The organism is Endobacterium cereale (assembly GCF_009617585.1).
Lineage (GTDB): Bacteria > Pseudomonadota > Alphaproteobacteria > Rhizobiales > Rhizobiaceae > Neorhizobium > Neorhizobium cereale.
On record NZ_WIXI01000031.1, the window covers coordinates 23,621 to 43,929 of the forward strand.

The following is a 20,309-nucleotide window of genomic DNA, read 5'->3' on the forward strand; positions in this document are numbered from 1 at the left end:
ACACCCCGATCCGCGGATCGATCCAAACTAATATCGGAACGATGTGTCGCGCGGCGGGTTGACCCCACGAGCGGATCGTTAAACGGCCGACGATGGACTTCCCCGGCGTTTTGACCGGATAGCAACTCGAACGACGTGCGCTACCGCTGGCAGATACAGGAGGATCCTATGGGTTCGACATCAGACAAAGTTTCCGGCAAGGCTAATGAGCTGACCGGCAAGGCAAAGCAGGCAGTCGGTGACGCCACCGATAACCGCAGCATGGAAGCGAAAGGCGCAGCGCAGGAAGCCAAGGGCGATGCGCAGCAGGCCAAAGGCCATGCAAAGGACGCCGTAAAGGACGTCGTTGATAAAGGCTAATCAGCTTTGTGCTTCCCAGCACTCTGGCCCGCTTTCGAGCGGGCCTTTTTTTGGTCGCGAAGGGGGCCCTGCGAGCTATCAGCACGGCGGTTCCAAGTGCCGTGGAGCAATGGCAGGCGATCTCAGAGTCTTGGCTACCCTCATCTCCGAGTAGCCAAGGTGATTGCTGATGACGCCCAAACGCTCATATTCTTTTTCGGGACCGCCGTAAAAGTCTGCCGCAACTTTCTCAAGTCCTAATCGGTCGATTATCGTGGCGTCGCCTCGGGTCGAACGAATGAGCATCTTACCTTCAAGGGTATGCATGGCGTTCGTAATGCTCGGCCGTCTTACTCCCATCAGGACTGCGAGCGTGTCGTGAGTAACGGGAAGATGCTCATGATCGCTCCTATCATGGCACATCAGCAACCAGCGAGCGACGCGTTGCTCCACGGAGCCTCGCGCGTTCGCGACGGCAGCGCTGGCCGCTTGTACAAAAGCAAAATCTAAATATTTTCGCGCAAACTTTCGCAATGTAGGACAGTGCTGAAGAATGATGGCGAAATCGCTTCTATCCAGACGGAAAGCCTGACCTGAGACAACGATTTGCGACATCAACTGTACTTTCCTCACGTCCGCCAAGTTTGACGCACCCAAGAAACCTTCTAGGCCGACCATGCCAATTTCGATATTGAATTTGCTGCCTAACCTGTACGTCACGGAAGCAATGCCACCTTCAACAAACCATACGTGGCTGGTCTCCACGTCAGGAGACGTCAGCACGTGACCTTGCTCAAGAGCCACGGGTGTCAACAAGGGCTTGATCGTCGTTACTTCTTTCTGCGGCAAGGCCGCCAAGATGAAGTTGCGAAATTTCCCAGCCATAGTTCGACTCTTTGGCCTCCAGCTAGGCAGTTAAAAATAGTGCACCAAACGAAATAGAGCACACCTTCGCTCAGGCAATAATTTGACCCCTCACGAGACGCCCATCGCCTCGCATCTCTCCAAAAACTCGTGCACAACGTGTCCAACGCGTTGCTAAGAGGGCCGACCGAAAATATTCTCCAAGAGACGGGAGAGGGTGATGACGCGTGATCAACGACGAAAATCTTCGAAAAGGCACGCCAAAATGCCCTTAGTCGAGGCATCACCCTGGATGATGACCCATTTTTCTAGACGCGGTCGAGCACTGGAGTGCTGGAGACATTGAAATGGATGAATTGCGGGCAAAATATGCCCTGCTTGTCTCCAAAAGATCCAAACGCGTTCAACACGAACGATTTCATCTAAACCGCGCCGCACCCTTCGTTGCTTCTCGCCCTGGAAACGAATTCAAAACCTAGCCCGCTTCGCAGGTGTTACAGCCTGTTTAGTATTCGTCATCGTCCCAATCGATCGCAGGCTTGCTGCTCGATGGCATAGCTTTGCCGCTATCCCACTCAGCACTAGCTTGTACCCAATGCTGATGGTCCTGTCCCTCCGGTCGGCCGGCCTCTTCCCAAAGCTGATACGAGCGTTTTGCTATCCACTCTTCGCGGTCCGTTCCCATCAATCACTCCTCGTCGATCGGTCGCTACAGCGGATTCGATCGTTGCCCAAAAGAATTGATTTGGCGGAGTTGAACTCGTCGTCAAGCCTAAAATTTGTTGTCGTCTTCGATCATCTGGACGTCGATATTCGCGGGCTCTAGACCTAGCTTGCCAGCTATTGACACTTTCAACGCATCCACATTTGGGAAGAACACATGAGGGTCTGAGACTTGATCCGAAACGTCGGCACCAAGCCGGTCCTTGACATCAAGAACACGAAATTTCTCTCGGCCGTTATCTGCGAAAGCAAAACGTGCGTCAAAGCCAGTACGTTGTGTCATGACCAATGGTCCATCATCAGAGGAGTAGAAGCATCGGCCACTTTCGGCTCATATTCCAGATAGGGCAGAAAAGACGGAAAGACAGGGCTGTCGTAAGGGAGGGACACAATGGCCGATCTCATTGATTAACCCGTTTGGGACCTATCTCAGCATACTGTTTAGGATGCTCGGGCTTGCTGCTGCTTCTGGACATGAAAACAACAGGACAGCCTTGACTGATCTATAAAACCGTTGAACTTGCACCACTAATATCGATCGTGCGTTGTGTTTGTGGCTACGCCGGACATTACAAAATCTTCGATGGAAGCTCTCGCTGCAATCAGCCACTTTCGTCGCCAGCGGCGGCTAGCAAATCCTGGGTTGTCGGTGGTCGAAGGCTATCATCGGCGACTGTGGCAAAGTTGGAGCAAAAAAATCTTGTTCGTGAGCTCGCCTTCAAAGGAGAGCCAGCCCTCGTATTGACCGATAAGGCTAAAGCGATCCTTTCAAGCAATTAGAAGTAACTAGAAGAAAAGCTAGCCTCAGACATCTCCAGAGCTCCGGCGGTTGGTGATTTCCGGCGGCCCTGCTTTGCTATCGCTCGCATTCCATGCCGAATTTAGCGCGTGATCGCCAAGATCCAACCGGGAACAGAATTCGCCCTGTCCAGTTTACTGCAAAACCGTGGAGGACGAACGTGGCTGCACATCGCGCGCAATGGAAAGGTCATCTTAAAATCGGGGAGCTGAGCTGCGCCGTTGGTCTGTACACTGCTGCATCGACCTCTGATCGCATCAGCTTCCACATGATCAACGAGAAGACCGGGAACCGGTTGAAACGCGAATTCGTTGACAGCGAGACCGAAGAAGTCGTTGAACGCGACAGCCAAGTGAAGGGCTTCGAGACCGGCAACGGCGATTATATCATGATCGACCCTGAGGAGGTCGCAGCCGTTATTCCCGACTCTGACAAAATGCTGGAGGCGGAGGCCTATATTCCGTGCGGCAAGATCGATGACGTCTACTTTGACAAGCCTTACTATCTGGTCCCGGTGGACGATGCGGACCAGGACGCATTCACCAGCATGCGCGATGCTTTGAGCAAGACCAGCGCTACAGCAATCGCCCGGACGGTCCTGTTCCGAAGGATGCGCACTGTCCTGATCCGGGCCCATGGAAAGGGCATCATCGCAACAACGCTCAATTTCGACTATGAGGTCAGATCTTCGGACGAGGCGTTCAAGGATGTGAAAAAGATCAAGGTCGAAGCGGAAATGCTCGATCTTGCGAAACACATTATTGGAACAAAGAAAGGCGACTTTAACCCGGCGAAATTTGATGATCGGTACGAAGCGGCCCTTGCTGCGCTGGTGAAAGCAAAGGCGGAAGGCAAATCTCTGCCGAAACCAAAGCCGGTAAAGGTTTCCAAACCAAACGATCTCCTCAAAGCCCTGCAGGAGAGCGCAGGCATGGACAAGTCGAACTCCAAGAAGCCTAAGGCCGCCAATGCCAATTCTGGAAAGAAAGCGGCCACGTCCAAATCCACAAAAAGCCGGGCAAAACCTGCTCAGAAGAAAGCGAGCTGATAGATGGCACCGCGTCGCCCTTACTGGAGAGGCTATCTCAAGCTATCGCTCGTCACCTGCCCTGTCGCCATGACACCTGCGACCTCGGGTTCGGAGAAGGTACGCTTTCACACCTTAAACAAAGACACGGGCAACCGTGTCGTCTCACAGTACATCGACAGCGTTACCGGAAAGCCGGTCAAGGATGAACACGAGGCGAAAGGCTACGAACGCGGCGAGAACGAGTACGTCTTGCTGACGGATGACGATCTAGAAGCGGTTGAGCTAGAGAGCGTCCGAACGATCGACATCGAGACATTCGTTCCGCGCGGAAGCATCGAATGGGTGTATCTTGAGACGCCCTATTACCTTACCGCCAATGATAAGATTGGCGACGAAGCGTTCGCCGTGATCAGACAGGCTATGGAGGCGGAAGACGTTGTCGGCATCTCCCGGGTGGTCCTTGGTCGTCGCGAGCGTGCAGTGGTACTAGAACCTCGTGGCGAGGGCATAGTCGTGTGGGCTCTGCGCTTTGGCGACGAAGTGCGGCCGGAGACGGAGTATTTTACCGGCATAGACAAGAAGTCCGACGCGCAGGGGGTTTCTGGGCTGGAGAAAGTCATCAAGAAGGGACTGAAGGACTGGTCCCCGGCCATGGTTTCGGACCCTATCCAGGAAAGTCTCTTAAAACTTATCGACCAGAAGAAGAAGGCGAAAAAACCGACAAAGAAGGCTCCTGCGAAATCGAGAAAAGACGATTCCGAGAAGAGCAACGTCATCGATATCATGGACGCCCTAAAGAAATCGGTCTCGAAGGAGCTGAAATCGCGCCGAGCTGGTTGAAGCTTGCCTTGTACCGTGGGCAACCTAGATTTGACGCATGACCCCAGCTCGCGCCATTGTCCTTCAAAGTCCGGTTCCGAATAGTGATCGTATTCAGGCGCTGGTAGACATATGTCTTCTGGACGACGTTGCGCTGATCGCTATCAGCGGCCGGGATGCGTTCAAACTGGAGGCGGAAGTAGACTGGTTGATCATCGGTGACGGAACCACACCGGAGCGCATCATATGCACCTCGACCCACACTGATGACGATGACCAAGACGCACTTGGCGATGCTCTGTGCTTGGCAAGGTCGTTTTCGGGAGGCATGGTTACGTCGATCGCGTCGTGGTTATCGGGCACGCGGTGATGAGATACCGGTCAACCCGATAGATCGTCTAAACTATCGTCCTCAATTCTCTGGAACAATCCTGCGCCGCATCGATTGAGTCGCTGAAAGGCGCAGCCATTCGGCGATTTTGTTTCCTCTGTTCGAGGTACCAGTAATGCGTAGCCGCTCCAAACCGCTTCTCCGCGAGATCACGTGGCAAAGTCGAAGCCACGAAAACGAAGAGACCCGGCGCAACCCCAACTTCCCTTCGACAAACTGCCGGAGCGTATCGAGCCCGCCCTCGCTTTGCTGAAGCCAAGGGCACCGCAGGGGGATCAGTGGCTTTTCGAACTGAAATTCGACGGCTACCGTCTGGCAATCCATATCGAGCCGCAAGGTGTTCGAATCTTGACGCGTGGAGGCCACGACTGGACGGACCGTTTCCCAACCATCGCTGAGGCGGCCCGTAAACTTGACGTCGGAACTGCCATACTGGACGGTGAGGCGGTGGTGTTGGACGCCGAGGGCCGCTCAGACTTCAGCGCGCTTCAGCGGTCGCTCGGTGGACGGGGTGGCAAACGAGCCTCCGCAGAAGCAGTCTTCTACGCTTTTGACCTCCTGTATTTCGACGGTCACCTCTTAACGAACACCGAGCTGTCAGTTCGCCGTCACCTGCTAACCGACTTTTTGGACAACGGCGACGGCGGGATACGTCTGTCGGAGGAGATGGAGGGCGACGGTTGCGAGCTATTGGCGACGGCATGCGCACATGGCCTAGAAGGTATAATTGCCAAGCACCGGGATAGTCGATATCGCTCCGGACGTGCTGGCGACTGGATCAAAATCAAATGCATTCAAAGCGAGAGCTTCGTCATCATCGGATATGAGCAATCATCAGTCGCCCGGGGCGGCATCGGAAGCCTCCTCCTTGCAGCCAAAGACGGTACCGCCTTACGCCATGTTGGGTCCGTGGGAACCGGGTTTAAGGAGAAAGACGTCGTTGCTCTTCGATCTACGCTCGACAAGCTGAAAACCAAACGACCGGTCGTACCGATCAAAGGCAAAAACCTCGTTTTCGCCCAGCCCACACTCATTGCCGAAATTGAGTTTCGCGGATGGACGGATGACGGCAATCTTCGTCACGCATCATATAAGGGCCTACGAGAGGTCCAAGACAACGCAGACATCTACAATCTTGGAACCAAGACCTAAGGCTAGCCTCGGCTCCGAGGAGGCGTAAATGCTCAGGATGTTTTCGGAAACAACGGCGTGATGTTTGTTTCATCCGATGGAACCGAACCAGCGCCTCGACGCCTCGCAACGGCTTCGACGTTACGGAGGACCTTCGAAAGTCCCTCGGCTTGCCGATAGTAGTCTGGCTTCTCAGGTAATGTCAGGTTGAACTCGATGCTTAACTTTTCAATCAAATCCATCGCTCGGGCTGCAAGCCGGGCATAGCCTTCAATCCGTCGCTCGAAGAAACCATCGTGGTCGTTTTTCGAGAGATCCAGGCTTTCCAACGCGTTTTCGAGGTTGATCACTCTGTTCGCGAACCACAACATTTCGTCACCCAGGTCTTCACCAAGAAGCTGCCAGTCGACATCCTTTGGCAACGAAAGGACCGGCTCCGGGATGTGAAAGGCGAATTCAACCTGATCGGCAGGGTTAAACTCTGGCACATCGTGAACTGCGGCATAGCAAGAGCCGACGTAATCATCGAGCGCAAGGACCGAGAGCATTGCCAAGCTTCGAGCGTCCCTCCGTTTCTTCCCGGGGCGAAAGAAGGTTTGAACCGCCCGTCCGATTGAACCACTTGTACCGAGAGCGTACCCCCCAGCGCCAATCACAGCACCAAAGATCATCAAGCCTTGCATCGTAGTGAGAAAGTCAGTCACCAGATACCTCATTCGTATTGGGAAACCTTGGAGTCGGGCGGGAATCAGTATTGCATCTGAGAGTTTGTTCCGAATCTGCGATCAGGCAACTTCGGCGTTTGGGCCAAGCCTAAATCCACAGCCATCAAGGTAAATCTGTCATAGGAGATGTGGTGCCTCTCATGACCTTGCAAGGTCTGTAGAATTTACGCATGCGTCCGGATCTACTCACTGGTTACGGCGCGATATCAGAGGGTGCGCGGCCCAACCTTGAACGACGTCAGAAAGGCTGCTCCGTTGAACATACGAGGATGATCTGGGATTGATGTTGCGGGCTAACCTTGTTTGACAGGGATTTCGGGCGTGCGAGACAGTTGCGTCATCTCATGCGCGTTCCGATTTGAACGTCACCACCCGGTAGATGTAAATGACGACTAAGATCGCCAGGACGGTCGTTGAGATAGGATCAACGTAATCCTGTATAACACTGTACGCCTGCCCCAACAGAAACCCGGCCATCGCCAACGCGGCGGTCCAGATAAGAGTGCCGATCGTCGAAAACAGCAGAAACTGGCCTAAGGGCATGTTCGCGACTCCAGCGGGCACTGAGATAAGCGTGCGAACAGTCGGGATCAGCCGTCCCAGTAGCACGGACGATTTCCCGTGCCGCTTGAAGCGCTCCGAGGCAGCATCCACGTCGGATGGCGACATGGTAAGCCATCGCCCATGCTTTTCCGCGAGGCGACGCACTCCGTCGTGACCGAGACGGCGGCCGAGATAGTACCACGGCAGCGTCCCAAGCAGCGATCCGACGGTGCCCGCGAGCATGACGGTCACTATGCTCATGTCGCCTTGAGTGGCGAGATAACCAGCCAGTGGCATAATCAGCTCGGACGGGATCGGCGGGAACACGTTTTCCAGGAACATCAAAAGCCCGATCCCGAATGGACCGAGCTTCTGCATCAACGTCTGCACGAAAGCTTCCATCAGATATGAGCCCTAACGCGAAACGTTCTCACATTTCAACCTTGGCGTTGTCGCCCATATCCGGACGGGCGCTGGATACGGCAGCCGCCGCCATTTTAACATAACTGATGATGGTGCCGGGGCTATCCCAGTATTCAGCCGACGAAGGCGTAACTTTCAAGATCCGGATCGAGGGATCTTCGGGACTATCCCACCAAGCCTTAGCTGGCGTTGCCCAAAGGTCGCGGATATTCTCCCGATCGTTCTGAATATCAGCAGTTCCGGAAATCGAGACATATTTCTGCCCCTTCGAGTCGGCGAAGGCGAGGCACACATTGGGATGACGAGCAATTTCTTCATCCTTGTGGCTTGCGACGTCAGTCAGGAAGTAGAAGGCGTTTTCGTCGCGCTCACTGTAAGCCGACATCGGTCGCGCTCGAAGATCGAGCCCGCTCTGCGTGGTTAGCATGCAGAAGCCGATCTTTTCTGCCAGTTCCCAGACCTTCGTGTTGTCGTCATCCAGATGCGCCATTTGTAATCTCCTGCTGTTGCAGCCTGAGAACGACAGGCGTTCCTGGAAGTTCCGCCTGTGTCCCTGCTATGACGCATGGGCGACGATAACCGCACGATCGTTTGCAGGTTGGACTCTGTCGTCGAACTTCTGGTCCAGCAGATCAAGGATATCCTGCACGCCGAACGGCTTGGGAATGAACGTCCAGTCGCTGGCCAAGCCATCCGTAACTGCCCGGCCCGAGGTGACGATGATCGCTGTACTCGGCGCATGGGACGCGACCATCGCCGCCAGATCGGTACCGCTAAGGCCTCCCGGCATATCGACGTCTGTTATCATAAAATCAAACGCTGGGTTGCGCCCGATCACACCTATCGCTTCAAGGAAATTCGAGGCCATAGAGACATGATAACCTTCATCGATGAGTGCTTCTGCGAGTACAAGGCGGATGAGAGGTTCATCTTCAACTATAAGGACAGAACGCGTGGACATGGCAGGCCTCCGTTGACGTCATTTCACTCACAACTCGTCCGGACCGATGTTCGGCCTGCCCCGTCGCCTATTATTTGTGAACATATTTAATAAAATACCAACTGATCGAAACGCATCCCATCATTTGGATACGCGGTTTCGATCGATATGCGTGTTGCCCCGGGAGGATCATGCTGTGCGCTTGGACGCCTTGTCCAGACGCTTGATAGCTTGCTCTAGCGAGCGCTGCCCGTCGCAGTAGTCCTGCCAAGCCGTGCTGTCCTTCAGAAGACCAGGAACTGTACGGATGGTGAAGCGCTTTGGATCGAGGCCCTTTTTCACTTGGCTCCAATTAAGCGGCATCGACACGGTCGCACCGGGCCGAGCACGAGGTGATAGCGGCGCGACCGCCGTCGAAGTTCTGTCGTTGCGGAGGTAGTCCAGGAATATGCGACCGTTCCGTTGCGCCTTGGACATCTTGATCAGGTAAAGCTCGGGGTTGTCCCTTGCCATCGCCTGGCAGACATTATGGGCAAACGCTTTGCCATGATCCCAGTTCAGCTTCTTGCCCTTCGGCACCAATAGCGGCGTAACCACATGGAGACCCTTGCCCCCAGTCGTTTTGCTAAAGCTGACCAGGCCCAGTTCCTCCAACCGATCCCGGATCTCACGCGCGCCCTCGATTACCGTATCAAAGTCGACATCTGGACCGGGGTCCAAATCGAACACCAATCGTCCAGGGACTTCTGGCTGATACGGCTCGCAATTCCAAGGGTGTAGCTCCGCTCCACCGATCTGCGCGACTGCGGCAAGGCCTTCGACGCGGTCGATCTGCAGATATGGCTGTTTATCCCCGGATACCTTGACCTGTTCAATCAGGTTAGAGGTTCCCTGCATGGCATGGCGTTGGAAAAACTGCTCGCCGCCGATGCCGTCGGGCGTGCGAATGATCGAGCAGGGCCGCCCCTTGATCTGATCAATAAGCCAAGGACCGACTGCTTCATAATACTGAGCAAGTTCAACCTTGGTAACCGGCTCGTTGTCGAGCGCATCAGGCCAAAGCTCCTTGTCTGGGCTTGAGATCAGCACGCCCATAACATCAACCTTCGCGCCCTTTCGCAGGCGAGAGTTCTTTTCACGAACAGGGGCAGGTTTCGCACTTTTTTTGGGATCGGGAGTATCGACCTCATCCGGCTCTGCAGGTTTTTCGGCTTCGACCTCCTTTGCAGGTTTGTCCTCGCGCAAACCTTTGAATGAAGCCTGTCGCACCTGACCGTCGGCGGTCCATCCTGCGAATTCGATTTCGGCAACCAGTTCGGGCTTCAGCCACACGATATCAGCGGACTTCTTTGGGGCTCCTATTCCTGTGAACGGGGATTTTGAAGCCTCTACCTTCTTGAGCTTCGGCAGAATCTGATCGACCACCTTCGCACCGTAGCCCGTCCCTACCCTGCCTACGTAGACGAAGTGATCGTCGCGATAGACGCCGACCAGCAGTGAGCGGAACGCGCCGTTTGTCGTCGCATAAGCGCCGATCACAACCTCATGCCCTGCCCTGCACTTCGATTTGGCCCAAGTATCGCTGCGACCCGACTGATAAGGGGCATCGCCCTTCTTTGAAACGATGCCTTCAAGTGACAGGCGACACGCCGACTTCAGGACAGCATCACCTCCTGTTTCGAAGTGCTCGACAAAGCGCAGTCGTGGATCTTCGCCTGAATCTGACAAGAGAGTGGACAGGCGCTCCTTCCGCTCGATCAACGGCTCAGCCCGCAAGTCGGTCTCACCGTCAAACAAAAGATCGAAGGCAAAAAACACCAGATCGTCGGTCTTGCCCTCCGACAACGCAGCCTGGAGAGCGGCAAAGTCGGGCGCGCCGTTTTCGTCTAAAGCGCATATCTCACCATCGATGATAACGTCGGGGAGCTGCGCGGCAGCCTCAGCAATCGCCGGGTACTTGCCCGTCCAGTCTAGGCCTTTCCGGGTCTTCAGTGTGACCTTTCCACCTTCGACCCGCATCTGAATACGGTAACCATCGAATTTGATCTCATGTATCCAGCCCTTGGCTGAAGGCGGCCGCTGCAGGGTCTCACACAGCTGGGGTGCGATAAAGTCTGGCACTGAAGATGACGCAGCGCTGCGCTTTTGCCCGGAAGTTACTTTCGTCTTTCTGGGCGCTGGCCCGGGCTTCGCTTTCGTACCAGCTTTACGTTCCTCAGCGGCGAGCCCTTCGCTGCTGTCCCAAACCGCATCAGCTCCAACCTCGCCTCCTGTCGTGATGAAGGGCTTGGGTTTCCGCCCTTTTCCCGATGCAATCGCCTCCATCGTCCGATCGGAGGCAACGGACGTGGTGTTCTCTTCAAGAATAGATGCGCCGTCCTCCTCGACCGAATGTTCGTCATTGTGTTTGATCAGAAGCCAGTTAGTTCGTTTTTCGCCCTCGCGGCCGCGCATGCGCACGAGTACGAAGCTGCCGTGTAGCCGCTCGCCTTCGAGGGTGAACTTGAAGTCGCCCTTCGCTAGAGCCTGCTCGGGTGCCTTGTTACCTTCCGGTTCCCAGTAGCCACGATCCCAAAGCATCACTGTGCCGCCGCCGTATTGACCTTTAGGAATTGTCCCTTCGAAGTCGCCGTAGTCGAGCGGGTGATCTTCTACCTCGACCGCCAGACGCTTGTCTTGAGGATCGAGCGAGGGGCCCCTCGTTACCGCCCAAGACTTGAACACGCCATCCATTTCGATCCGAAGATCGTAATGAAGACGCGTTGCATCATGCTTTTGGATGACGAAACGTCGACGGTTCGAAGGCCTTACTTCGACCTCACCACTAGGCTCGGCGGTCTTCTTGAAGTCGCGCTTTCCGCGATATTTGCTAAGATTATCCGCCATCTTCGAGCCTCATCCTGGTGCGAACGCTAAATGCCGAGAGAAGTCTCAACCCCGCCGTAGCCGTTCAATTTGCCGAGATTTCCGTCGCGCCCAACTCTTGATAGGCGGAGCGGACGACCGCTTCCTGGTCGGCCGCGATATCGGCAGAGACTTCTATTTCAGCTGAGAGCGGGGCATCGTCGCGCGCATCCTCGTCTACCGTTGCTGCATCACCGCCGCTAACATCGGTACCGGCGGAATTATCGGAACCACTGGTCTCTACGAAGATGTCAGACCGATCGATACCAAGCTTTTGAACGAGATGTTCGACAGCTAGGTCAGCGGATTCTCGGGTCGAAAACACTGCCGTGATGGTCTTTGTACTCATGTCAGACATTTTCGGGTCCTCTCCGGTTACGCGGTTTGCTGAAATTCGTTCAGCTGACGGATCATCGCCAGCGCTGCGGCAACGGCTTGATCTTCGTCACCGCTTGGATCGGCAGACATTCTGACAGTGATGAGGTCATTGCCCTCGCCCTTGAATTCGACAGTGACGGTCGTGTCAGTGGTTTTTGCGACGTTGATATTCATTAGCAGCATAGAGCTACACCTCCGTCGAAAGCGAATAAGCGTGCGTTATGCGAAACTCCTCCGGGTCCATAAACCGTTCAGTTCCGCCAGGTTCATCTTCTGGGTGAGAGATTTTTAGATCAACGTGGGAAGGCAGGGTCATCGCCTGCTCGATGTTCATGATCCCCAGCGGAATGATGCCCTCTTCTCCCTCGGCGACCACCTCAACGACCTTCTTCTCCATCACTTATCTCCTGCCAAATAAATCTGCCTCCTGAACTACAAGCTGGGCGCTGTAGTTCCCGGCCAAGGCGCGCGTCGTGACGGAGCAGGAACGAACAGTGCCGGTGTTGGTTGTAATTGCAGAATGGAGGATCTGCTCAATGAGAACCACAACACCAAGCGAAGAAGCGAAGGCGCTCCAGGTACGACCGATCAGTCTCCCCGATGGGAAGGACCGCAGGAGAATACACCTCGCGGCTATTTGCCAGCGAAGGACGATCCGGATCGTGACGAGGACGCTGTCGGCGAAACAAATGCCGATCCGCAAAAGACCGGTTTGACTGACGCCATGAAAACAAAGGATGATCCAGATGTCTAACCCTGAAGACGATGCAAAGGGTCAATACGCTCCGTCCCAAGCGGATCGCAAAGCTTCGGGAGTACACAGCGCGAAGCCTACGGTTATCACCGGTTCAGAAGATGCGACTGTGCATCGCGATCCACCCGGCAAAAAGGCCGGTAAGGACTGGGACATAAACTACGATCCGTCAGAAATGAACGAAGGCAGCTTCAGAGGCTCACGCTAGCTCTCGTGAACGCATAGATCATCTAGCGCTCGTACTGGGGGTAATCTCTGCGGCTTGAGTGGGCACGGTTCGCTTCGCTCGCATTTCGACGCGCTAGTGATCCGATTATGGGAACTTTCGCAGCCTATGATGATTGGACGTCCGCGCGCTGCCTAGAAGGGTGCGGGCGGAGCTTATTAGCTTGCTACACGGGAAGAATATGACCGATTTCGACCGAGACGATTTCCAGGAAACTATCCAAGATCTTTCAGGGCTGTTAGCGGAGCCGAATGCACATTATCAGGTAGTCTGGAAAGTCGAGTACCTTAGCCAAAGCGACTGGTATCACTTTTATGGCATGGTGAGAAATGGCCAGTCGTCCGGTGTAGGGCATGTCTACGATCGCCTTGAACGTCAGGCCAATAATGTGTCCCCTCAAGAATGCATTTCGGTTGCGCTGGGTTTTCATGCCAATGCTTCTATTCATACATATGGTGGAAGGCGTTCAGTCAGCACAGACATCCTTGAAGAGATCGAAACAAAAGGTGCGGCTGGCGCGGAAGTAATACGGCTGGGGGTAGAAGCCAGAAGCAAAGAAGCCAGTGGACGGAAAGTCATGTCTGTAACGGATGTCGCGTTCATCGGGCTTAGGCACAGTGTCCAAGCTGAGTGTCTGTTAAGTTTCACGACCAACGAGCCGTCGATTAAGTGGTGCCGAGACCGTCGATTTATCAGCGCCCTTCCTGATATGCCTCACAACGGCGGCAAATGGCTCAAGGCGGATAGTAGAGATCGGTAACCCCTCAGCTTAGGTCGTGCAGGTCCGCGTTTCGGGCGCAACAGAAAATTCTGAAAACTGCACCTGAAGTCCACTTCCTTGTGGTGAACAAGCGGTCGGCCCGACCAGATAAGTTTTGGCTCCCGAAAATGGTGCCAAACGTAAGAGAGGCCAGGTTAACCCGTCCGTGGATGCCTGTATTCGCATTACTCCCTGCATAAGTGTAACACGGACGAAAAAGTCCTCGGCATGGATAGGACGGGCCACAGACCAATCTGACTTTCCATCCGTCACGACGGTGCTTAGAAACGCCTGACCGTCAGTGAACTCCACGCCCGCTTTAACCCATTTGGTCTCGTCGATCCGCACCATCAGTCCGGCCTGGTCATACAGATCGCGGTATCTGCCCTTCACTCGAACTTGCGCAGTAAAGCCATCGCCAGTCGGTACACCGAGAAAGTGACCGCTGTCTCGGATAAAGCCGTAAAATGTCTCGCGCCAAAAATCCGTGTTTGCACTTGTCGTGATGCTGAGAACGTCCTTCTCAAGGCTCCAGATCGATGGCTCGTTAAGCCACGACGCCGTTTCGAACGATTTCATCATGTCTCGACTCTTTACGTTACGATCTGGTTGATGTGATCTTGAGGAATATGCCCCGGGCCAGAGTAGCGAACCTTGTCGCCGGTCATCTGTCAGGCGAGCCTGTCAAAGGATTTCCGAACAAGTCGATGGGCACGGGTGGTTTGACCTTTTCGTCATAGCCGAGTTCTGACACGCGCCCTCCAAATGATCGCGGGCTATTTGGCCGACCGGACCAGAGCACAAACTCCACTTTCTCGCCCGCCTTAATATCCCGGTGGGCTATGAAGTAACCTCGATGATCTGGAGCGTTCTGATGGCCGGCCTTTTCATTCTCGAAGAGGCTAACATCACCAGGCTTCGCCTTGTAACGCATTCCGGCTTCCTTCGCTTATAACGACAATGACACTATGATGGAGATAGCGTTGAACCCCCGCTCGACCAGTTGCATTTACGGCACCTGCGAAATAATCACGATCTTGACGTGACCCTACGCGCCCTGGTTCGGTATCCAAATCGCAGAGGTGTCATCTCCATATGGTTTGGCCGTTCCATCCAAAACGCGTACGCCAACCCAAGCACAGACGACAGCGTCCAAAGCGTCCTCGAATGCTTTTAGCTCATAGCCTCGGCATCCTAGATCGGGAAGCGTCAATGCGGTCGCGACTCCGCGTATCCTAGTTTCGAGCAGTTCGATTATCCCGCCCCAAACCTCGTATAATTTCCGGCGACGGGTTAAGCGATCGTCTTCCGGCCAGTATGCGCGCGCTTTCCCATGCTTGTAGGGAAGCCTGCGGTTCGCGACCGCGAGTTCGATCAGGGCTGGGTGTGGATAGACCTCAATCAAGGCTGGAAGAGTTCCGCCTGACGTGATGAGAGGATATCCCTCGCGCGCGAAGCCTTTTGTCAGATCGTCACTAAGCCTGCCTGGCCGCAATGCACTAGGAGTATGGGTTCCGGCATGCCGAGCCCCGTACAAGGATGATACCTTGTTGTCGGAAACCCTACGGGAAACGATCGGGAGACGTGACAACGGCATATCAATCGCCACGAGCGTGACCGGCGCCCCCACCAGGGATGTTGCCGCTGCCAGAAGAGCCGATGGTTCAGGCATAGACCCGCGAGGCTTCTTGCGCTGAACATCTATTACCTGTGATGTGAATGCCTCATAGGATGCGGCAACTGCGGAAAGTTTCCAGCCAAGCGGCCCCTCGACCGCGAGAGCAACCCCACTTGGCTGGGTAGCGGTCCATGCGGCGTCGATGCCAAGAACGACTTTCAATGCTTCCCGCTCCTTCCGTCGTGTCACTGCGCTGCACGATGGCACCAAAGCAGTGCCGCTCTCCTTGACTAAACAGAGTGAAACCGGCTCCACGCCTTTCAGTCAATCGTATCCTTCGCAGCACCACCGCGTTCTACGGAACGGAGTGCGTCATTGCCAGTTCATACTGCGGCATCAGGAACAGACGAATGAATTTTGCACAAACGCGTGTAGTCCATGAAAGCGTGGGCAACTGGACTGTGGATTCCATCGGAGATGACGGTGAAGTTACGGACGACTTTTTAGCGGATGAGGAAAAGGTCATCGAGCATGCCAAGCAAATCATGATCATCAACGGGTTCACTTGTGCAGCATCTCGGACTTCCTGCTGTTCACCGGCTTGCGGTAGCAATGATGGGTTTAGCCATCGCGTTCCTTGCAGCAGCGATCGGATACTCCCCCCTCGCCTTCATCGCTCTCGGTCTATTCGGCTTCGGCTACATCGTCGCAACGGGCGCCCTTCTCATCTGGGGTGTATCGATCTACAGCAGACACCCTGCACTTGGTCTGAGTGTGCCCTTTCTCACTGTTGCTATCGGTCAAACCGTTGGAGCGCCGATCTTCGGCCTACTATGGGATATCGGTGGAAGCGCCTCGGCTCTCGCAATCTTCGCTATGGTCATGGCAGCTGGTGCAAGCTTCACCGCTGCGAAGAAAGCACCCTCTGAATATACCGCCAATCAGAGCGAATAGGTGGCGCGGTCAGTGATAAGTCCTGACCTACTATGCTGGTGAGAGGCGTAATGAGGACCAACACCATCCAACCAACGTTCTAGGCGGCATAGTCAGAGGAGGTCCACGAGAAGAACGCCCTGATCCATCTCGCATCACGAAAAGCCAATCGACGGCTGCGCCGCCTTTGACTTGGCTGCTGCGTTACCGCGTTGGCTTCCTAGTCATCGCCGCAAGTGAAGCCGAATTCGGACTGGCTCACGCGCGTGTGCGAAAAGCGAGAGAGCCCTGTACTCCTTTCTGCGAAGAAAGAACGCCACAATCTGAAAATGACTGACGTTGCTCCCCTTACAGCCGCAGAAGGGCTTGACCTAGGAAAGTTTGTCCGGATTCGCTGGCCCTGTTTGCGTCGTTCCGGCTTCTGGTGATTGGTCGATCACAGAAGGCGACCCCCTTCGCGAAGCGGTCCATCCCAACGCCATATCCTCTCGGAATACTTCTGGAGAGCTTCACGACATGTTCCGCAGAGTAAATGCCTGGCAGTTCTGGCATCATTGCGGAGCAAACAGGGTAAACCACTAAAAAAATATACACCGCGAACAGTTTTTGGAACCATTTATGTCTTCATGCGTTCCGCGCTTCCTGAATGGGGGGACGAATGACACAATCGATAACCGGTACAACGATGTTTTACGACAGCGTGGCCAAAAGTATGTTCATGGCCAATGGCGACAAGTTCGAGTATATGATCGGATCGTTCAAGACAAAAGCAGAAGGTTTTGAAGCGGGAAGTGCGAGATGCCGGCGCCTAGGCTGGCCCATTACAGGCGGTGAGCATGAGAATGCAGCAAAAGTTGCGTGAGGCGCTTCACGGCTATGGCGCAGCGATGACCGTCATTCTTGCCGGTCTTATGCTTGTTTGGTTTCTCCGGTAAAGCAGGGCAGCGCCGCTCGCCTCGATCAGTAGGATTTCAATGCTCCATGATGGTTCGATTATGAGATGGCACCTGCGCGAGTTCTGCAAACAATGAAAGCCATCTCTGTTGTTGAAGGGGAGATGGCGGAGCGCATCCGCACGTTTGACTGGAACGGATCTGGCATTGGTGCCTTTGGGTCATGGCCGAGCGAGTTGCACACAACTGTCGCCTTATGCCTGAGTACTGACATCCCCACCGCGATCTACTGGGGGCCTGAGTTTCGGCTGCTTTACAATGATGCCTGGGCTCCCATCGCAGGGGAAAAGCATCCTTGGGCGCTCGGGCGCGCTGCTTGCGAAGTTTGGTCAGACATCTGGCACGTGATCGAACCACAGCTTGCCTCTGTTATCGAACGGGGAAAGGGGTTCCGTATCGCGGAACAAATGCTTCCAATGCTACGCGGTGGACGCATCCAGAATACACATTGGGATTATAGCTTCGCGCCGATCTTCGCAGCAGATGGGTCCGTCGTCGGGATCTTCAATCAGGGGACAGAGACCACAGCTCGACTGACGGCTGAACGCGCTTTGCGTGCAAGCGAAGAGCGGCTCGAATATGCGCTGGGCGCATCCGAGACTGTTGGAACCTGGGACTGGGACATCCCAAACGACAGAGTGGTCGCAGACTCTCGGTTTGCGAAGATATATGGCGTTGACCCGGCAGTGGCCGCTCGCGGCGCGCCGATCGCTGAGTTTTTCACGTCGGTTCATCCGGACGATGTCGCTCCTCTTCAGGATGCGATCTCAGACGCTCTGGGAACGGGCGCGCCTTTTTCGCATGAATACCGTCTGATGGACCCAAATGGATCGACCCGTTGGGTTGCGGCACAGGGTCGTGTAACCCGCGCGCCGGATGGAACACCCCTTCGGTTCCCGGGCGTTTCCTTCGATGTTACTGACAGGCGCCTCATCGAGACTGCATTGCGGGAAAGCGAAGAACGCTTTCGCGCAATCACAGACTCTATCGACCAGATGATCTGGTCCACGCGCCCTGACGGCCATCACGATTATTATAACCAGCGCTGGTACGACTTCACGGGCGTACCGCAAGGATCGACCGATGGAGAAGCATGGAACGGCATGTTCCATCCTGACGATCAGGATCGCGCCTGGTCTACCTGGCGCCATTGCCTTGCCACGGGCGAACCGTATCATATCGAGTATCGCCTTCGCCACCGCAGTGGCGACTACCGATGGGTGCTCGGGCGCGCGCAGCCCGTCAAGAATGACGCCGGCGAGATCACCCGCTGGTTCGGCACCTGTACCGACATTCAAGAAATCGTCGACGCACGCGAGGTCCTGGCGAAATCGAGAGAAGAACTTGCACGCGAGATCGAGGAGCGGACGGCCAAGCTTGTCGAGGCTCAGGATCAGCTGCGCCAAGCCCAAAAAATGGAAGCGGTTGGGCAACTGACGGGCGGCATCGCCCATGACTTCAACAATATGCTTGCGGTGATCCTCGGCTCCGTCAACCTCCTCGAAAAGCGTCTTGCCCGCGGAGAAACAGATGTGGGCCGTTATATCGAAGCTGCAAAAGACGGGGCGAACCGTGCAGCGTCCCTGACACACCGCCTGCTGGCATTCTCGCGGCGGCAACCGCTCCAGCCAGAAGTCATAGATGCAAACCGAATGATCGCCGGCATGTCGGAAATGCTTACCCGCACCCTGGGTGAGCTCGTCTCGGTAGAGACCGTCCTTGCAGCGGGACTATGGAAGGTCCACGCCGATAACAGCCAGTTGGAGAATGCCATCCTAAACCTGGCTGTTAACGGCCGCGATGCGATGCCATCGGGAGGAAAGCTGACAGTCGAGACCGCCAACTCGTACTTATCCGACGAGTATGCGCACGATCATGCAGTTGCTGCTGGACAATATGTCATGATCGCGGTTTCCGACACGGGGACAGGCATGACCCCGGAGGTCATCGCGCGGGCTTTCGATCCATTCTTTACGACAAAGGAAGTCGGCAAAGGGTCTGGCCTCGGACTCAGCCAAATCTTCGGCTTCGTCCGTCAGTCAAATGGCCATGTGAAGATCTATTCCGAAGAGGGAGTGGGAACTGCGGTCAAGATTTACCTTCCGAGATACGACGGTGAGGGCAATTCATATGATAGTCCAGACAAGGTAAAGCCGGCAGGGCGGGGAAGCATCACCGAGATAGTTCTTGTCGTCGAAGACGATCAGCGTGTTCGCGCCTTCTCGACAGAAGCGTTGCGGGAGTTGGGATATACCGTGTTGGAAGCCAGTTCGGGCGCGGAGGCTATCGGCTTGATCCACGCCGGGCTTCGGCCCACACTACTGTTCACCGACGTCGTGATGCCGGGCATGACGGGTCGTGAACTGGCAGATACGGCCTCGAACCACATCCCAGGCCTGAAAATACTGTACACGACAGGATATACTCGCAACGCCGTGGTTCATAACGGCGTCCTTGATAAGGAAACTCATCTGCTCCAGAAGCCTTTCAGCCTGGACCAGCTCGCCGAAAAGATTCGAAAGGTTTTAGACTTCTGACGACCTTCCGAGATGCTCAGCGCTGGCGTGCCGCTGGCACATTCCGCAGCCTGCTGGTCGGGTAGGTGTCTGTCGCCTCATGTGAGGCTACGACGAAGTAGCCAATGCCGCGAGACCGACCACAAAGATTCCGATTGGTATCAAATGAGAAAATTCCCGGTGACGCACCACGGTTGCTGCCGCTACCGATATGATGACGGCACCGACAATCAAGCCTGCCATCTGAGTGGCAGGCAAGGCAACCAGCGCGGCAGTTGCAAGTTCGAGCAAACCAGTCAACAGGCACCACCATGGGGGATAGCCCCAACGAACAAAGCTTTGCCGTTGGGCTGCCGGGCCGATAGCATTGAACAGTCCGGCACCAGCGAAAGCGGCAACGACAAGCCAGGTAAAAATCGTATGCAGCATGAGCGCTTTCCCGAATTGTTCTTTAGCGTCGGAGTGAGAGCGGCGGTGCAAAAGTCTGCCACGGTAGCGGCGTGATAATCACGTCGTAGGGGCGGAGTAAAATCCGGCCAC

At 55.1% G+C, this 20,309-nt stretch carries 24 protein-coding genes and 2 pseudogenes; 11 read left to right on the forward strand and 15 right to left on the reverse strand.

Going from position 1 to position 20,309, the window contains the following annotated elements; all coding sequences use genetic code 11:
* Window positions 1-168: 168 nt before the first annotated feature.
* Window positions 169-360 carry a CsbD family protein gene (locus GAO09_RS04875; RefSeq protein ID WP_153352930.1) on the forward strand — a complete coding sequence of 64 codons (192 nt, stop codon included), beginning with the start codon at window positions 169-171 and terminating at the stop codon, window positions 358-360.
* A gap of 78 nt (window positions 361-438) precedes the next feature.
* On the opposite strand, the gene GAO09_RS04880 is transcribed toward GAO09_RS04875, so the two are convergent.
* From GAO09_RS04880 to GAO09_RS04890, 3 genes are all read right to left on the reverse strand, one after another.
* Window positions 439-1,224 carry a Crp/Fnr family transcriptional regulator gene (locus tag GAO09_RS04880; protein ID WP_153352931.1) on the reverse strand — a complete coding sequence of 262 codons (786 nt, stop codon included), beginning with the start codon at window positions 1,222-1,224 and terminating at the stop codon, window positions 439-441.
* Between the two features lie 484 nt (window positions 1,225-1,708).
* On the reverse strand, window positions 1,709-1,888 hold the full coding sequence (locus GAO09_RS04885; RefSeq protein WP_153352932.1) for a DUF2934 domain-containing protein: 180 nt from the start codon (window positions 1,886-1,888) through the stop codon (window positions 1,709-1,711).
* 87 nt (window positions 1,889-1,975) lie between these two features.
* The gene (locus GAO09_RS04890; protein ID WP_153352933.1) at window positions 1,976-2,209 is read right to left on the reverse strand and encodes a hypothetical protein; all 234 of its coding nucleotides are present in this window, start codon (window positions 2,207-2,209) and stop codon (window positions 1,976-1,978) included.
* 676 nt (window positions 2,210-2,885) lie between these two features.
* Between GAO09_RS04890 and ku (GAO09_RS04895) the strand changes: the two genes are divergently transcribed.
* The 4 genes and pseudogenes from ku (GAO09_RS04895) (at window position 2,886) to ligD (GAO09_RS04910) (ending at window position 6,117) form a co-directional block, all read left to right on the forward strand.
* On the forward strand, window positions 2,886-3,773 hold the full coding sequence (gene ku, locus GAO09_RS04895; protein ID WP_324185302.1) for a non-homologous end joining protein Ku: 888 nt from the start codon (window positions 2,886-2,888) through the stop codon (window positions 3,771-3,773).
* A 3-nt stretch (window positions 3,774-3,776) separates the two neighbouring features.
* Window positions 3,777-4,595 carry a non-homologous end joining protein Ku gene (gene ku / locus GAO09_RS04900; protein ID WP_153352934.1) on the forward strand — a complete coding sequence of 273 codons (819 nt, stop codon included), beginning with the start codon at window positions 3,777-3,779 and terminating at the stop codon, window positions 4,593-4,595.
* Between the two features lie 37 nt (window positions 4,596-4,632).
* Window positions 4,633-4,944 (forward strand): hypothetical protein, encoded by a 312-nt coding sequence (locus tag GAO09_RS04905; RefSeq protein WP_153352935.1) that lies wholly within the window; start codon window positions 4,633-4,635, stop codon window positions 4,942-4,944.
* Window positions 4,945-5,080: 136 nt separating this feature from the next.
* A pseudogene (ligD, locus tag GAO09_RS04910) lies at window positions 5,081-6,117 on the forward strand (non-homologous end-joining DNA ligase).
* A gap of 32 nt (window positions 6,118-6,149) precedes the next feature.
* On the opposite strand, the gene GAO09_RS04915 reads toward ligD (GAO09_RS04910), so the two are convergent.
* From GAO09_RS04915 to GAO09_RS04950, 8 genes are all read right to left on the reverse strand, one after another.
* Window positions 6,150-6,800, reverse strand: coding sequence for a hypothetical protein (locus tag GAO09_RS04915; RefSeq protein ID WP_324185304.1), 651 nt, complete (start codon window positions 6,798-6,800; stop codon window positions 6,150-6,152).
* 363 nt (window positions 6,801-7,163) lie between these two features.
* Window positions 7,164-7,766, reverse strand: coding sequence for a DedA family protein (locus tag GAO09_RS04920; protein WP_153352937.1), 603 nt, complete (start codon window positions 7,764-7,766; stop codon window positions 7,164-7,166).
* Window positions 7,767-7,794: 28 nt separating this feature from the next.
* A complete protein-coding gene (locus GAO09_RS04925; protein ID WP_153352938.1) occupies window positions 7,795-8,277 on the reverse strand; it encodes a pyridoxamine 5'-phosphate oxidase family protein in 483 nt (160 codons plus the stop codon).
* A gap of 66 nt (window positions 8,278-8,343) precedes the next feature.
* The gene (locus tag GAO09_RS04930; protein WP_153352939.1) at window positions 8,344-8,748 is read right to left on the reverse strand and encodes a response regulator; all 405 of its coding nucleotides are present in this window, start codon (window positions 8,746-8,748) and stop codon (window positions 8,344-8,346) included.
* A 168-nt stretch (window positions 8,749-8,916) separates the two neighbouring features.
* Complete coding sequence (ligD, locus tag GAO09_RS04935) at window positions 8,917-11,613, reverse strand: DNA ligase D (RefSeq protein ID WP_153352940.1); 2,697 nt, start codon at window positions 11,611-11,613, stop codon at window positions 8,917-8,919.
* A gap of 64 nt (window positions 11,614-11,677) precedes the next feature.
* Window positions 11,678-11,989, reverse strand: a complete 312-nt coding sequence (locus GAO09_RS04940; RefSeq protein ID WP_153352941.1) for a hypothetical protein — start codon at window positions 11,987-11,989, stop codon at window positions 11,678-11,680.
* A gap of 17 nt (window positions 11,990-12,006) precedes the next feature.
* Window positions 12,007-12,192 (reverse strand): hypothetical protein, encoded by a 186-nt coding sequence (locus GAO09_RS04945; protein ID WP_153352942.1) that lies wholly within the window; start codon window positions 12,190-12,192, stop codon window positions 12,007-12,009.
* 4 nt (window positions 12,193-12,196) lie between these two features.
* A complete protein-coding gene (locus tag GAO09_RS04950; RefSeq protein ID WP_153352943.1) occupies window positions 12,197-12,406 on the reverse strand; it encodes a hypothetical protein in 210 nt (69 codons plus the stop codon).
* A 123-nt stretch (window positions 12,407-12,529) separates the two neighbouring features.
* Between GAO09_RS04950 and GAO09_RS04955 the strand changes: the two genes are divergently transcribed.
* The 3 genes from GAO09_RS04955 to GAO09_RS04965 all read left to right on the forward strand — a co-directional run bounded on the left by GAO09_RS04955 (window position 12,530) and on the right by GAO09_RS04965 (window position 13,749).
* Window positions 12,530-12,763, forward strand: coding sequence for a hypothetical protein (locus tag GAO09_RS04955; protein WP_153352944.1), 234 nt, complete (start codon window positions 12,530-12,532; stop codon window positions 12,761-12,763).
* Entirely contained in the window at window positions 12,756-12,971 is a 216-nt protein-coding gene (locus GAO09_RS29905) for a hypothetical protein (RefSeq protein ID WP_153352945.1), read from the forward strand. The genes GAO09_RS04955 and GAO09_RS29905 overlap by 8 nt, the downstream gene beginning before the upstream one ends.
* 199 nt (window positions 12,972-13,170) lie before the next feature.
* Window positions 13,171-13,749 carry a hypothetical protein gene (locus GAO09_RS04965; protein ID WP_153352946.1) on the forward strand — a complete coding sequence of 193 codons (579 nt, stop codon included), beginning with the start codon at window positions 13,171-13,173 and terminating at the stop codon, window positions 13,747-13,749.
* Between the two features lie 4 nt (window positions 13,750-13,753).
* On the opposite strand, the pseudogene GAO09_RS04970 reads toward GAO09_RS04965, so the two are convergent.
* The 3 genes and pseudogenes from GAO09_RS04970 to GAO09_RS04980 all read right to left on the reverse strand — a co-directional run bounded on the left by GAO09_RS04970 (window position 13,754) and on the right by GAO09_RS04980 (window position 15,421).
* Window positions 13,754-14,331: pseudogene (locus GAO09_RS04970) on the reverse strand (DUF1349 domain-containing protein).
* Window positions 14,332-14,413: 82 nt separating this feature from the next.
* Window positions 14,414-14,683: a hypothetical protein gene (locus tag GAO09_RS04975; protein WP_153352947.1), complete on the reverse strand. Its 270-nt coding sequence runs from the start codon at window positions 14,681-14,683 to the stop codon at window positions 14,414-14,416.
* 114 nt (window positions 14,684-14,797) lie between these two features.
* Window positions 14,798-15,421 carry a DUF429 domain-containing protein gene (locus GAO09_RS04980; protein WP_274379749.1) on the reverse strand — a complete coding sequence of 208 codons (624 nt, stop codon included), beginning with the start codon at window positions 15,419-15,421 and terminating at the stop codon, window positions 14,798-14,800.
* A gap of 513 nt (window positions 15,422-15,934) precedes the next feature.
* On the opposite strand from GAO09_RS04980, the gene GAO09_RS04985 reads away from it, so the two are divergent.
* The 3 genes from GAO09_RS04985 (at window position 15,935) to GAO09_RS04995 (ending at window position 19,790) form a co-directional block, all read left to right on the forward strand.
* Window positions 15,935-16,321 (forward strand): hypothetical protein, encoded by a 387-nt coding sequence (locus tag GAO09_RS04985; protein ID WP_153352948.1) that lies wholly within the window; start codon window positions 15,935-15,937, stop codon window positions 16,319-16,321.
* Window positions 16,322-16,958: 637 nt separating this feature from the next.
* Entirely contained in the window at window positions 16,959-17,162 is a 204-nt protein-coding gene (locus GAO09_RS04990; RefSeq protein ID WP_153352949.1) for a hypothetical protein, read from the forward strand.
* A 165-nt stretch (window positions 17,163-17,327) separates the two neighbouring features.
* Window positions 17,328-19,790 carry a PAS domain-containing protein gene (locus GAO09_RS04995; RefSeq protein WP_209018615.1) on the forward strand — a complete coding sequence of 821 codons (2,463 nt, stop codon included), beginning with the start codon at window positions 17,328-17,330 and terminating at the stop codon, window positions 19,788-19,790.
* A gap of 87 nt (window positions 19,791-19,877) precedes the next feature.
* Here GAO09_RS04995 and GAO09_RS05000 read toward each other — a convergent pair whose 3' ends face one another.
* Window positions 19,878-20,198, reverse strand: coding sequence for a DoxX family protein (locus GAO09_RS05000; protein WP_153352950.1), 321 nt, complete (start codon window positions 20,196-20,198; stop codon window positions 19,878-19,880).
* Window positions 20,199-20,309: the final 111 nt, after the last annotated feature.

Coding starts and splice junctions, on each gene's coding strand:
- GAO09_RS04875 (WP_153352930.1), top strand. CDS start 169: ATGGGTTCGACATCAGACAAAGTTTCCGGCAAGGCTAATGAGCTGACC.
- GAO09_RS04880 (WP_153352931.1), bottom strand. CDS start 1,224: ATGGCTGGGAAATTTCGCAACTTCATCTTGGCGGCCTTGCCGCAGAAA.
- GAO09_RS04885 (WP_153352932.1), bottom strand. CDS start 1,888: ATGGGAACGGACCGCGAAGAGTGGATAGCAAAACGCTCGTATCAGCTT.
- GAO09_RS04890 (WP_153352933.1), bottom strand. CDS start 2,209: ATGACACAACGTACTGGCTTTGACGCACGTTTTGCTTTCGCAGATAAC.
- ku (WP_153352934.1), top strand. CDS start 3,777: ATGGCACCGCGTCGCCCTTACTGGAGAGGCTATCTCAAGCTATCGCTC.
- GAO09_RS04905 (WP_153352935.1), top strand. CDS start 4,633: ATGACCCCAGCTCGCGCCATTGTCCTTCAAAGTCCGGTTCCGAATAGT.
- GAO09_RS04920 (WP_153352937.1), bottom strand. CDS start 7,766: ATGGAAGCTTTCGTGCAGACGTTGATGCAGAAGCTCGGTCCATTCGGG.
- GAO09_RS04925 (WP_153352938.1), bottom strand. CDS start 8,277: ATGGCGCATCTGGATGACGACAACACGAAGGTCTGGGAACTGGCAGAA.
- GAO09_RS04930 (WP_153352939.1), bottom strand. CDS start 8,748: ATGTCCACGCGTTCTGTCCTTATAGTTGAAGATGAACCTCTCATCCGC.
- ligD (WP_153352940.1), bottom strand. CDS start 11,613: ATGGCGGATAATCTTAGCAAATATCGCGGAAAGCGCGACTTCAAGAAG.
- GAO09_RS04940 (WP_153352941.1), bottom strand. CDS start 11,989: ATGTCTGACATGAGTACAAAGACCATCACGGCAGTGTTTTCGACCCGA.
- GAO09_RS04945 (WP_153352942.1), bottom strand. CDS start 12,192: ATGCTGCTAATGAATATCAACGTCGCAAAAACCACTGACACGACCGTC.
- GAO09_RS04950 (WP_153352943.1), bottom strand. CDS start 12,406: ATGGAGAAGAAGGTCGTTGAGGTGGTCGCCGAGGGAGAAGAGGGCATC.
- GAO09_RS04955 (WP_153352944.1), top strand. CDS start 12,530: ATGGAGGATCTGCTCAATGAGAACCACAACACCAAGCGAAGAAGCGAA.
- GAO09_RS29905 (WP_153352945.1), top strand. CDS start 12,756: ATGTCTAACCCTGAAGACGATGCAAAGGGTCAATACGCTCCGTCCCAA.
- GAO09_RS04965 (WP_153352946.1), top strand. CDS start 13,171: ATGACCGATTTCGACCGAGACGATTTCCAGGAAACTATCCAAGATCTT.
- GAO09_RS04975 (WP_153352947.1), bottom strand. CDS start 14,683: ATGCGTTACAAGGCGAAGCCTGGTGATGTTAGCCTCTTCGAGAATGAA.
- GAO09_RS04980 (WP_274379749.1), bottom strand. CDS start 15,421: ATGCCTGAACCATCGGCTCTTCTGGCAGCGGCAACATCCCTGGTGGGG.
- GAO09_RS04990 (WP_153352949.1), top strand. CDS start 16,959: ATGACACAATCGATAACCGGTACAACGATGTTTTACGACAGCGTGGCC.
- GAO09_RS04995 (WP_209018615.1), top strand. CDS start 17,328: ATGAAAGCCATCTCTGTTGTTGAAGGGGAGATGGCGGAGCGCATCCGC.
- GAO09_RS05000 (WP_153352950.1), bottom strand. CDS start 20,198: ATGCTGCATACGATTTTTACCTGGCTTGTCGTTGCCGCTTTCGCTGGT.